We start from the raw sequence: 12,806 nt of genomic DNA, 5'->3' as shown, positions 1-12,806 counted from the left end.
TGTATTACCTTTCTTCTTTCAGATTATTATCTAACTGTTGAGAACATGCTTTCCGTAAGTCATTTACTATATATACGGCTGTCTGATACTCGACCTGCGGGGGCTCAGAATGATCAGAATGGAGTATGTACGCACCTTTCTGTTTTAAAACAGGAAAAATGTGCTCAATGGCAGCTGCCTTAATTTTATCAAAATCATTGCTCATTAAAATTCTTGCGTCAAGTCCCCCAAACAATGCGATTTTGTCTCCGTATTGTTTAAAAATCTTGTTAAGGTTCATTCCCGCCTTAACCTCTAAGCCCTGGAGACAGTCCATGCCGGCTTCAATGAGACCCGGTAAGAGCGGTTCAACGTATCCGCAGGAATGCACTGTAACTTTCTTTGATACGGATGCCGTATGGGCAAAATCGAAAAGTATCTTATGGCCCGGTTTCATTATTTTATCGTACATCTCAGGAGAAAAGAAGGGTTTTTCCTTAAGACCCATATCTTCAAAGAAAAATATACCGTCCGGAAGGCCTGACTCAGCAAAAAGAATCTCTAAATGCTTCACTGTGAACTCTGCGTAAGTAATAACCATATCCTTTACCCAGTCGGGATCCATAGCCATGGCCATTAGCAGTGTCTCGTGTCCGCAAAGGCTTCGCATCAGCTCAAAAGGTGCAGGTCCGCGCCAAAAGAGAAAAACGTGATCTTCCAGACTGGTTTTAAATTTTGATTCATACGCTTCAAATGGAATTCGTCTTTGATCAATATTCAGCAGGTAAGGTTTAATCAGGTTTTCCCAGTCTTTTCTGGTTTTTACCGCATAATCGATATACTGTTCTCCAGCCTCGCGGTCAGTAAACCTTTTGATTGTTGCGCCATTTTCGTTCAGAATCACCTGTGTATCGCAGGTTTGCTCTAATATCTTTTCCCCGGCTTCAAGATTGCCTTTAGTGTTGATAAAATCATGGAATCTAATATCTAAATCGAAGTGCTTTACGATGTCTTCGCCGGGCTGCAAGAAACCTTCGCTGGTCCACTTTTTTATAGTCGATTTCCATGGCGAGAGACAGACGGGGGTTCTATCCGGCTCTCTCAGCGACAGGACATCTGATACTCTTTTTTTGCCGTTCATAATATCAAAAAAACTTAATCTTCAGTAACATTTTAGATTATGGCACACGGTAATGTTCATTTTAGCTTTATCGTTTTGTTACAGACTGACTGTCTTCGTATGGTTTGTCTCCAATTTTTTTCTGCAGCTCTGCAAGCTGGTCCTTCAGTTCATCAACTACTTGCTTGTATGTGGGGTCATTATAGACGTTGTGCATTTCCATGGGGTCCTTTTCAAGGTCAAAGAGTTCCCATTCAGGTTCAAGGCTGTTGACGTCTATAAAATTTTCCGGCATGTTGCAACATAGTTCGTCCGCGGTTCCCGGTTGGTCCAGGCCATCTGAATAGTAGTAGATCAATTTGTGTTTTTTTGTCCTTATTCCGTAATGAGCTGCGACATTATGATGAGCACGGTTCATCCAGTACCTGTAATACATTGCTTTCTGCCAGTTCTCTGGCGTGGCGCCCTCTAAAAGCGGCTTTATGCTGAAGCCCTGGAATTCTTTTGGGCTTTCCAGCCCGGCCAGATCAAGAAAGGTTGGGGCGAAATCAATGTTTGTAACAATATCTTCGTTTACCGTGCCGGCTTTAATCAGCTCAGGGTACCTGACTATAAAGGGCATCCTTAGCGACTGCTCATACATAAATCTCTTGTCATACCAACCGTGGTCGCCAAGAAAGAATCCCTGATCAGATGTGTAAATAATCATGGTGTTTTCGGTCAGGCCTTTATTATCGAGATAGTCCAGTAACCTGCCGACATTGTCATCAATGCTTGCAATAACACGCAGATAATCCTTAATGTACCTTTGATAAGCCCAGCTCCGTAATTCATTTTCAGTTAGCCCTTTAGGCATTTCTGATTTTAAATCCCGTTCAATCATGTTTACGCCTACCCTCATGAGGGCGGCTTCAGCGGCTTTGGCTCGGTTCGAATAGTCATCGTAAAGTGTTTCAGGTTCGGGAATATCCTCGTTTAAATACATGCCGGCGTGTTTCTCGTCCGGATACCACGGCCGATGAGGTGCTTTATGATGGCACAAAAGGCAGAAAGGCTGATTTTCGTCTCTTTTTTCCAGCCAGTCTATAGACATGTCAGTGATTATATCGGTTGCGTAGCCTTTAACCGTTTTGGCCGTGCCGCCCTCAGGCCCTTTAAAAAAGAATTCAGGGTTGTGGTAATTGCCCTGACCGTTAAGAACTGCCCAGTCATCAAAACCGGAAGGGCTGTGTTCAGGGCCTTTGCCCAGGTGCCATTTCCCGAATACAGCGGTCTGGTACCCGTTTCGTTTAAGTATTTTAGGAAATGTTTCAAGACGGTTATCCATGTGGGTGGCAAGTGTAGTTACGCCGTTGACATGGTTGTAAGTGCCGGAGAGTATTGCGGCCCGGCTGGGGGTGCATATGGAATTTGTGCAGAAACAGTTGTCAAAACGCATACCCTCATTGGCTATACGGTCAAGCTGCGGCGTTTTGTTGATAAAACTGCCGTAACAGCTCATTGCATGAGAAGCGTGGTCATCGCTCATGATGAATATTATATTAGGTTTCTGCTTTATTTGACCTGACATGCAGTTAGTCCTTTCTTGATATTTTAAAGGCTTAAAACAGAAAAATCTGTTCCCGTAAAATTATTATAAAATATTGTTTAAAATAACATAAATTGAGTTCAATCTGATTGCTGACACCCCATAGAGTATGTAAGCGTATCGTATCTACTATACTGGTTTAAGCTATCAACGCAAGCGATTACATGAGATTTCAGGTAATATTTTATGCATGTAAACAAAAACTATTTTCGGCAGTTATATTAACTCACGAAATCTCTTACTCGTTCTGCAGCCATTTTTCAGAGAAAAACATTAAATCTGATTCGTCAAAGTGCCTGTTGCCGTCAATATCATCTATTTCAAAGTTAGAGAAAACTTTTAAGTCGGTTATAACCCAGGAGTCAGATGCCTGCGGTCCCATTGACTGATGATAAAACCTTAGAGCGGAGTTGCTTGGGTCGAGTTCGCTAACTATATGCTGCTCTATTTTTTGAGCACCGTCACCTATAGATATGTACACGTTGTCATCCGAGCGCTGAAAAATAAACGGAACCGCATAAGGACGTTCCAGTTTACCCAGATAGTTGCTGGCAAGGCTTGTGCCTTCACGGTCTCTAATTCTGAAACCGTCGGCCCACATTGTCTCTCCAAAGGCGTTTCTGTAAATTTCGATGGTCCAGCCCGGCTGGCTGACAGAGTTATCTTCATTTACCAGAAACGATTCAAAGCAGATTCGCATAAAACTGCTGCTGTAGGGAGCTGCAAATTCATCAAGATTCACTATTTTGCCGCTGACCTGATAATGTTCTGAGGATGGAAGCCTTGTAAACATGTCGGCGGTCTGGCCGGCAGGCAGCTGACTTATTTTAACAGAAGGGCGTTCAAAGATTTCGTTGTCAATCACCCATGCCTCACTCGCATCGCATTGGGCGGTATTGCTCCAGTACAGGTCGGAAATCAAAGCACCGGAGGCCGTATTTATCAGGTTGTTTCGGAAATCTTCTTTCCAGAGACGCTTCCAGTTAGAGGAGCAAATGGCTAAATCTTCAAGACTTATGTTTCCGTCAAAGTTGAAATCTAACCTTCCGGCTGAAGGAGAAGACAGAAACGACGGCTCGCTTAGCCTTTGTCTGAACAGGTCAACCAGATTTGGAGACAGTGCTTCACTTATTTTAATATCTGTGCCGTTAAACCAGACGGCAGCTTTTATTCTGGGAAAATTGTGCGGCATATCGAACCATTCATTGATCCACCGCTCTGCGTCGCCTTCTTTGCCAGGTTTCCACGCGCCTTCTGAGATCATCATGGGTTTGTGCGGCCATGTGCCGTAGAAGTCAAACGATCCGGGGCCGGCGGTGCCGGTCAGTGTGTTATTGGGATACGGCTCGTCGCCCTGGGAGTACATGCTGATGCCAACCCAGTCAACATATTGATCTCCCGGGTAATATTTATCAGGGCGATGATCTTCTCCAGCCCAGGTGTAACCGTTAGGCGACCATAAAAAGACATGCTTATCAGCCGCCCCAACCTGTTCGGCGATATTGTAGAGTCTTCTCCATGCTCTCCTGTAATTTAGAGGGTCGCCTCCCCAGCAGCTGGAATTCTCGGGGTCTTCTGTGGGGAAAGTCCATCCTCCGTTCATTTCGTTCATCGGCCGCAGCCAGATTGGGTCTGAATTGCCGTATCTCATAGAATAATCAATGCTCTCTGAGAACCACTGTTCAAAATGTTCATCATAGCCATCAATGCCCTGTGCTATGTCTTGTGCTGTGCTCCACCGCGGCAGCCAGCCGATGGTGAGATATCTCTCTCCAACTGTGTTTTTGCTCAGATATTTAGGGTTACGCCATAAAAAAGACAATCCTTCTGAGAATGAGCTGTTATTTTCGTTAGGATTTAATTGGTGATACCACAGAACCATAGATGTTTTTTTATTTGCCTGCTCCTCATAGTAAGACAAATTCCACCAGCCATGTTCTTCAACAGCGAAAGCTCCGTGATACATGCCGTAATCCGGCACATGTTTCCATTCGTTGACGATTTCTCCGTATATTTCAATCTCATCGATCATCAGCGTGCCTCCAGGCCCTGCCGCCGAAATCTGAATATACCTGGCCGGGGTAAAACTGGATTCCAACCTAAGCCACTTATCTGAAAAGGTTTCGGTGTCGCCGCCGCCGGTTATCTGGACAAAATGCTGCCATTGCTGGTCGTGCTGCGTTTTTGTATGGATGTTCACAGTAGAGGGGTAGTAAATTCCCGTGTTAGTGTAGCTGCAGCAATGCAGTTTAACTGTATCTATATTGTAGCTTTTACCCAAATCGAGAACTATCTCGACAGGGGTTGAGTCTGCTTGCCAGCCCAACCATTCTTTCTGTGAAAAAGTAGTCTCGTTGAAAGTTTCATTTGTCAGTTTTGATCCATCAGTCCATTTATTGGGCCATTCATCAGAGAAACCGCTCAAAGGATCATGGCTGAATTTATAAAACTTGCCTACACTTAAGTTTCCGTAAGTCATAAACTGCTTCTGGAAAGCTGTCGGCTCAACTTTGGTTTCCGAGACGAGGGCCTCCAGCCCATCGATAAGCATATTGACTGTTCCGTGGTCACTCTTTCTTGCAGTAAAAACAATAAACCCTACATCCGACCATCGCTCATCTATATCTACCTCAATGAGCGTCCATTCTGTAATAGTAGTGCCGTCTGCGATGATAGTTTTTGATATCTCGCTTGTAAACCTGTTTTTTACTGTCAAGATCAGGTCGCCGACGGGATTTGAAGCATCGCCTTTAAACCAGACACGCAATTTATTATATGCCGCCAGATCCAGGCTGCCGCTGTCAAGTGATTTAAAATTAAACCCAAAATTCGCATAAGCCGGATAGCCGGTTCTGGAAAATTTTATAGATTTAGAGCCTTCAAAGCTGTCATTAGTTACCAACTCGGCTGTTGGCAGGTTGTATGCAACACCGCTGCCGCTGGTTCCATGGCCCGGCAGATAAATCTGCGGGTTAGCTGACAGTTCCGCGGTATCTGCGTAGGTTTCAAAGTTTTCGATAATGTAGCCTTGGGCGGCAACAGCCAAAATCCCTACAGTCATCAGAACTGTATTTATTTTTATTGACATTTAGATATTCCTGGTTTAATATTGTACATAGCTTGCAAGCGCTTACTTTGGTTTTGATTTTATGAAATTTAACGAAACCGTCAAGATAATTCTTTTTTTGCTCGTACTTCATACGGAAATTTTAGTTCAAACGTTTTTGGTATTTTCAGTTTGAGCTATTCCGTTTGTTTGTAAGTTGTTGAGCGGGTGGATTTAGCAACGGCAGTGAAACCGATTTTCCCCCTTTTTCTCTGGCTTCAGGCCTGATTCGAGCGAAAAAAACATTAAAAAACCTCAAATTGCCCCCATAGAAAAATGGTAAATCATTTTGCATGTGATATAATATAAGACATTAAACCAAAAGAACTTATATTATATTCTACAAAAGGATTTACCAATGGCTAATATACCACAACCCAGCTTGTTTTGCTACCAAAATGTTGAAAATCTCGGAGATTTAGAGCGGCTCGACCTGTTACTCAAGACGCTCGACGATGAACAACTAATGCAAACACTCGAAAAACGCCGCGGCAATGGACGTGATGACTACCCGATACGGGCCAGTTGGAACTCAATGCTTGCCGGCATCGTATTTGGGCACAACACCATCGAAGCTCTTCGCCGGGAGCTTTCTCGCAACGGTCAGCTCAGGGATATCTGCGGTTTTGATCCTCTCAAAGAGCACCCGGTACCATCATCAAACGCCTATACCAACCTGCTCAAGTCGCTTATGGAGTATCCGGCAGAAGTAGCCGGTATTTTCCAGAATCTTCTGGAGTGTCTTGCCCGGGAACTGCCCGGCTTTGGTCAGCGTATAGCGATTGACAGCAAAGTCATCCAGAGTGCGGCAAACTCCGGTTCAGAAAATAAGCCTGACGGCAGAAGGGATACTGACGGCGGCTGGGCAACAAAAACTTACACAGATAAAAACGGTAAGATTATCAAAAAAACAACGATATTTGGTTACAAGGTTCATCTGGCAGTGGATGCCAATTATGAACTGCCGATAGCACGTATCGTAACGCCGGGTAATGACAATGATATGTTAGAGGCGTACAATCTGGTTGACGCCTGTCCCTCAAAGGCTCTTGAGAAGTGCGAATATCTCTCGGCAGACAAAGGCTATGATTGCGGCGATTTCAAGCTATGGTTATGGAAGGAGCACGATATACGTGCTGTTGTTGATACTCGCAATATGACGCAGTTGGAACATAGCCCGGTTGAAGGCCTTGACAGGATATATTACAACCAGCAGGGTGAGGTGTTCTGCAAGTGCTGCAAGGGGGGAGAACTCAACAAGATGTGCAACAGGGGTTTTGAGAAGGATAGAGACAGTATCAAGTTCGGTTGCCCGGCACACCATCAAGGGCTGACATGCCCCGCATCAGGGAGTTGTCCAATTGGCAAGAGTATCAGGATCGGGTTGGAAAAAGACCCGCGTATCTTTATGGCTTTGCCGCGGGACAGCTATAAATGGAAAGACGAATACAAAAAACGGACTTCTGTCGAGAGGGTCAACAGTCGGCTCGATGTCTCCTTTGGTTTTGAAACTCACTATATTCGAGGCCTTAAAAAAATGCAGATGCGAGTAGACCTGGCACTGATCACGATGTTAGGCACGGCATTGGGGTACGTGAAAACCAAGCAGCCGCACTACATACGCTCACTGGTTAAATCAGAGTCGATCAAAATATCAGCCGCATAACAACGCAAATACAAACCAACAAACTACCTGCCACACTATCGGTGCGCCTAAAATCACACGACCAGAAGAAACACACACCAGGCTCGCCCCGACTGCTCCCCCAAAGCACGCCCGCAAGCCGAGGAAACGCCGATTAATCCGCATTAACCTACTGGGTATCAATAGTATTTTGTGGCAAATTTTCTGAAAAGCCTTACAAACGGAATTTCTCAGTTTTAGAAAATTTATTTTTGAACTTGACATTTTAAGTTAAAATCATATAATGACTTTGATTTGAACATGTAATCGCTTACATTTAAGTTTGATTTGATAATAAAGGAAATAAAATGTCTATCCACTCAAGCAGAAGACTAAAAGGCTTCACCCTCATCGAGCTTCTTGTAGTTATATCGATAATTGCTTTGCTGATGGCGATCATGCTTCCTTCACTGCAAAAGGCAAGAGATCTTGCCAGACGGGCTGTCTGTTCGTCAAATCTCAAGCAGGTGGGTCTGGGCTATCACATGTACTGCTCGGAGAATAATTCCAAGATGCCCCTGTTGTTCGCTATGTGGCAGCCGGAAATAGCCGACTATTATAACGCCGAGCGTAAGGAATATGCCGGCTGGTATGACAGTGATATATTGATGCGGTACATACAGGGACACAAACGTAATAAGAGCGGCGACTGGGACAGAAATGTTGCTTATTGCCCTCAAAACAGAAACCAGGTACAGAAGATAGGTGAAGAGATTCTTGATGAGAACGATTGGGCCGGTATGCGTACAGGTTATTCCTCTAACATCCATTTACAGGCAGCCAGGGTGAAATCTCCGCCGCCGGGCAGAGGGTATGTCTGGAAAAAGCCGACATTGGCTAAGATTGGCCAACATGCCCAGACTCCGCTGATATACTGTTATTACTTTGACTGGAATGAGATGAAAAGCAAATACCCCTCAATAGCAGGCAGGACTTCGGTTGTACGTCCCGGGTGTGTGCCTGGGCAGTCAACAAATTTCTATTCGTTTGGATTCGAAGAGGGCGTAACCGGTGTTCACGGCAACAGTTCAAACTTTCTTTTCTTAGACGGCCATGTTGATCCTGTAAGACAAATGGATTCATGGAGAGACTACAGAGAGAAATTCGAGTGGCACGGCCATAATGGGATTCCTTCATATTAAAAACAGATATTCATATAATAAAAGTAAATTTACAATTGAGTGTTCCGGGAATTGTAAAGGGACTTGAAGGACAACATAAAAATTCAAAGGTTCTCAAGTCAAACAAAGGTTATTGTTTTAGTAAGTGAGGTGACAAAATGAGTTTTGATTTATTAAAATGGCGGGGCGAACCCCTGAAAAGTTTGGTTAGGGTCTTTTTTGTTTTAGTAGCCTTCTTTATGTGCGGCAGCGTTTTCGCTGAAGTTTATTTTGAAGATAACTTTGAGTTTGAGGACGGATACGATCTTACAGAATACGATTATGAATATCTGGTAAGATATTCTGACCCTTTGTGGGACCATTTCCTTAGACAGTATGACAGGGAATTTCAGGTTAAAGTACATCAAATGGGAAACAGCCCGGCAGACAACCAGGCGGTTCAGGCCAACTGGTTTTCCGGTTTCGAGTATGTAACCGAGGATTTGGGCGTAACATCGTCAATGAGCGATTATACAGTAACCGCGGAATTTAAAGATGAAACAACAGGAGGCGTTTACCGTGATTTCGGTTTGCTGGCAAGGTGTTATAACCAGGACAATTACATCTATGCGCATGTTTTGACAAATACGGATTCCACACAGTATTACGCCAGAGTAACCATCACCGGCGGAACAGGCTCCACGACATCGAACTATATCTGTAACGTTTCAGATGTTGGCACCAATGAGACCTGGACACTTGCTCTCCAGGTTGACGGGCCAAATGTGAAATTTGTCGCCAAGACAAGCGGTTCCGGTATATTATTAGAAAATGAAATTCTACTTACCACAACTACCGATATGATCTTGGCCGGCCCTGCAGGCCTTGGCGGCGGCAGAGACGTTTACTTTAACAGCGGCCATCGCGTATGGTGTGATAATTTCAGGGTCTCAGACGGTTCAATAGAAGATCTGCCCGAGGGACTTTTCGCTTTTTCCGACCTGAACAAGGACGGATTTGTGAGTCTTGCGGATTTTTCACTGCTGTCTTCAGAATGGGGCACTTCCAGCGGCTGGGGAGAAAATTTCCGCGGTTTCTATGACCATCCGGTCACAGATATAGTTCTTGACAGGGCATACTTCAACTGGATCAACGGCTTGTTGGTCAGCAGCGACAGGTGGACCGAAGAGGCGGGGCACATGAACAGCGGCGGCCTTTTTGCGGATAACGAGCTGTTAAACGGCTCTCCCGCGGCGCAGGCCGAGCAGTGGGCCGGCGGAAGCGGCGCGGTCTATACCAGCCTGCAAATACCGCAAGACAAGGTCTATTCTGTCTATGGCAGTTTGATAGATTACGACAACTTAATGTCAAGCAGAGATACTGAAACTTCTGTTTTTGTTGAAGCTGATGTTGACGAGGCAACTAACCAGCTTCAAAGGGCAGGTTTTGAAATCAGGCTTGAAAGATATGCCGACCGCACTATGAAAATAGCGGCTTATGACCCGCAGGGAGTTTTGTTAAAAGAAATTCCTTTACCAGAAACTGAGACAGTTCCCTATGAAGTTCCGTTTGAGTTCAGCAGAAACGGCGATCAGGTGACAATTGTCCTGGCAAAAGACTTTGATGGAATTGAGGATTCTGTAACTCTCACAGACAGCCTGGATGTTAACAATAATAAAATGAGGCTCTATCATGCGGTAAGCGGCGAAAGCGGAGATCACGGTTTGTTCGGCTGGGCCAATCTCGAGATGACCGGCAGCAGCAGATGGAAGGCAGAGAGCGATAGCCTGCGAACTTCAGCATTGAGAGCCTCTAACACCGTATTCGGCGGCAGGGCCGGCGCTTATAACGCTGTGATGTACAGCGGCGCAGGTTCAGTTTATACTGCCGTACCGGAGTTTGAAGACTATACCCTATCATTTAGCCTGGTAGATTATGATAATCCGGCTCCCACACGGACATGCCGCTCTTCGGTATATGTAGAGGCTGATGTTGATGAAACTGGAACAGTAGTGACCGAGGGCTATAGAATTTATTTAGAAAAGGCCTATGATAGAAATTTAAGAGTTAAGGCCAGAGACTTAAACGGCGATTTGCTCTGTGCGGCTTTTGCCGGCAAAACAAGCCTTACACCTTATGAAATACCCTGTACATTTACCCGCAGCGGTGACCAGGTAAATATTGTTTTAGGTGTTGGGAAGTCATATGAGATTAGTGCTTCATTGACAGAACCAAAGGTCATGGGCGAGAGTGATATCCGCTTAAAGCACGAGGTGCTTGATTATGGCGGCGACCATTCTCCTTTAGGCTGGGCAAATATTGTCTTGACCAGTGACTCTCTGGGGCTTCAGTATGACATCATCAAGGATAATGTCGTTGATACTACAGATTTGCAGTCAATGTCGCAAAAGTGGCTTGAAGATATTTTATTGAACCAGTAATTTAAAACCAGCAATTAAGCAGGGCGGTTGTTTCTAACCGCTCTGCATTTTTACAACGAAAGATTCAGCTTTAAAGTAGAATCTGTTCATGATTTTTAGTTTTAAGAAATTAAGTTTATTTTAAAATTCGTAAGGGAACTTTCAGTGAGCATCAACACTTCTGTATCAAGACGAAATTTCATAAAAGCGGCCGCGGGAACAACAGCATCAGCAAGCAGTGCCTTAGCAGGAATAGATGGTATTCTGCAAAGAACAAAGAATGAAACGTCTATAAATCCTGGATACTTAAGAGATATCCCTGAGGATGTGAATATTTTATTCATTCTATCCGACCAGCACAGAGGAGATTTTCTCGGCAATCGCGGCAGGCAGACGCAGTTGAAAACCCCTTACCTTGATATGCTTGCTGAAAACGGCATAGGGTTTAACAGAGGCTATACAGCCTGTCCTCTCTGTGTGCCTGCAAGGCCTGCATATCTGACGGGGAAATATCCTTCCGGATATGGACTTACAGAAAGAGAAGGAAAGGGCAAGTGGCATTACAGGGTTGTACTGGACAAGCAATATACGCTGCCCGAACATTTGCATAAACACGGTTATCATACTGCTAATTTCGGTAAGGCTCATTTAGTAGGTGAAACTGAGGAGCAGCTTTTTGGTTTTCAGGAAAGAGAAATCGGGTTTACATACGATAACGAGGATTACCGTAAAGCAACGAGCGAGGCGATAGTTACCGAATATCTCGAAAACGGCTCCGGTGGTTATGGCGGGGGCAAAGAGGCTTATAACACAGAATACTTAGCTTCCAGAGTAGATTATCATGCTCATTTTGATACCATTGTTGTAGATCGTGCGCTGGATTTTATGAAGAGAAACAAAGGCAGGAAATGGTATCTGCAGGTCGGGTTGGAAAAACCTCATCCGACACTTTATCCGCCGGTTGAATTTATCAACGATGTCGATCCCTCTAAAGTGGTTATACCAGAAAACTGGGATCAGTTTTTTGGAGATGACATACCGGCAAGGAAAAGAAACAAACAGAGAAACAACATGAATAAAGGCTACTACGAAACTTACAAAGATCCTGAAACCGGTGAGTGGTCAAGGCGGCTCAGGCCTGAGAGCAGGGGCTGGACTGAGAAGGATGTCCGCAACGCTGTTGCTGCGTATATAGCGTGCATAAATTACGTAGATCACGAAATAGGGCGGCTGCTGCATGGGCTCAAGGAGTTGGGACAGTTGGATAAAACACTTATTGTCTATGCCTCAGACCATGGTGAAATGTGCCTTGATCACGGTATGGTTCAGAAAACATGTCTGCAGGAGGGGGCTATCAATGTTCCAATTATACTTTGCGGTCCTGGTGTAAAAAAGACAGGGCCGTTTGATAGAGGGCCGGCAGAGCTTACGGATCTTTTCCCAACGTATTGCGATTATCTTGGAATCGAAACGCCTGATGGACTTGCCGGAAGAAGTCTAATTGAGACTCTTAAAGAAGGTAAAATACCCGATAAAGATATTGCGTATTGTGAGTATTTCTGGGATTCAAATAACAAGAATCAGAGAGGCTGGGAAAGGGCTGTTGTGAGCCGGCGGTGGAAGTACATTGACAATGGCGAGTTCGAACCCGAGCTTTACGATCTAGAACAAGATCCGGGCGAAAATAAAAATTTAGCGTTTGACCCGAAATATAGCTCAATACTCGAACAGATGCGGGAAAAAATGAACAAGCGTAAAGCAGAATGCGGCATTGTTTGACATTGTATTGGAGAACCATTTAGTAAAAGA

7 protein-coding genes are annotated in these 12,806 nt (G+C 44.6%); 4 read left to right on the top strand and 3 right to left on the bottom strand.

Features of this window, described 5'->3' with window-relative positions:
* Positions 1-4 precede the first annotated feature (4 nt).
* The 3 genes from SMSP2_RS04275 to SMSP2_RS04265 all read right to left on the bottom strand — a co-directional run bounded on the left by SMSP2_RS04275 (position 5) and on the right by SMSP2_RS04265 (position 5,775).
* Positions 5-1,120, bottom strand: coding sequence for a uroporphyrinogen decarboxylase family protein (locus SMSP2_RS04275; protein WP_146682772.1), 1,116 nt, complete (start codon positions 1,118-1,120; stop codon positions 5-7).
* Between the two features lie 67 nt (positions 1,121-1,187).
* Positions 1,188-2,669, bottom strand: coding sequence for a sulfatase family protein (locus tag SMSP2_RS04270; protein ID WP_146682771.1), 1,482 nt, complete (start codon positions 2,667-2,669; stop codon positions 1,188-1,190).
* Between the two features lie 256 nt (positions 2,670-2,925).
* Positions 2,926-5,775 carry a glycoside hydrolase family 26 protein gene (locus tag SMSP2_RS04265; protein WP_146682770.1) on the bottom strand — a complete coding sequence of 950 codons (2,850 nt, stop codon included), beginning with the start codon at positions 5,773-5,775 and terminating at the stop codon, positions 2,926-2,928.
* Between the two features lie 376 nt (positions 5,776-6,151).
* Here SMSP2_RS04265 and SMSP2_RS04260 point away from each other — a divergent pair, with 376 nt between their 5' ends.
* The 4 genes from SMSP2_RS04260 to SMSP2_RS04245 all read left to right on the top strand — a co-directional run bounded on the left by SMSP2_RS04260 (position 6,152) and on the right by SMSP2_RS04245 (position 12,776).
* On the top strand, positions 6,152-7,459 hold the full coding sequence (locus SMSP2_RS04260) for a transposase (RefSeq protein ID WP_146682385.1): 1,308 nt from the start codon (positions 6,152-6,154) through the stop codon (positions 7,457-7,459).
* A gap of 326 nt (positions 7,460-7,785) precedes the next feature.
* Positions 7,786-8,619 carry a prepilin-type N-terminal cleavage/methylation domain-containing protein gene (locus SMSP2_RS04255; protein WP_146682769.1) on the top strand — a complete coding sequence of 278 codons (834 nt, stop codon included), beginning with the start codon at positions 7,786-7,788 and terminating at the stop codon, positions 8,617-8,619.
* A 137-nt stretch (positions 8,620-8,756) separates the two neighbouring features.
* On the top strand, positions 8,757-11,018 hold the full coding sequence (locus tag SMSP2_RS04250; protein WP_146682768.1) for a hypothetical protein: 2,262 nt from the start codon (positions 8,757-8,759) through the stop codon (positions 11,016-11,018).
* 144 nt (positions 11,019-11,162) lie between these two features.
* Complete coding sequence (locus SMSP2_RS04245; RefSeq protein WP_146682767.1) at positions 11,163-12,776, top strand: sulfatase family protein; 1,614 nt, start codon at positions 11,163-11,165, stop codon at positions 12,774-12,776.
* Positions 12,777-12,806 lie beyond the last annotated feature (30 nt).

Source organism: Limihaloglobus sulfuriphilus, assembly GCF_001999965.1.
Classification (GTDB): domain Bacteria; phylum Planctomycetota; class Phycisphaerae; order Sedimentisphaerales; family Sedimentisphaeraceae; genus Limihaloglobus; species Limihaloglobus sulfuriphilus.
This window is presented reverse-complemented; position numbering and strand designations above follow the sequence as displayed.

What these genes read in the sequence shown, in the direction of transcription:
- SMSP2_RS04255 (WP_146682769.1), top strand. Translation starts at nt 7,786, where the DNA reads ATGTCTATCCACTCAAGCAGAAGACTAAAAGGCTTCACCCTCATCGAG.
- SMSP2_RS04265 (WP_146682770.1), bottom strand. Translation starts at nt 5,775, where the DNA reads ATGTCAATAAAAATAAATACAGTTCTGATGACTGTAGGGATTTTGGCT.
- SMSP2_RS04270 (WP_146682771.1), bottom strand. Translation starts at nt 2,669, where the DNA reads ATGTCAGGTCAAATAAAGCAGAAACCTAATATAATATTCATCATGAGC.
- SMSP2_RS04260 (WP_146682385.1), top strand. Translation starts at nt 6,152, where the DNA reads ATGGCTAATATACCACAACCCAGCTTGTTTTGCTACCAAAATGTTGAA.
- SMSP2_RS04275 (WP_146682772.1), bottom strand. Translation starts at nt 1,120, where the DNA reads ATGAACGGCAAAAAAAGAGTATCAGATGTCCTGTCGCTGAGAGAGCCG.
- SMSP2_RS04250 (WP_146682768.1), top strand. Translation starts at nt 8,757, where the DNA reads ATGAGTTTTGATTTATTAAAATGGCGGGGCGAACCCCTGAAAAGTTTG.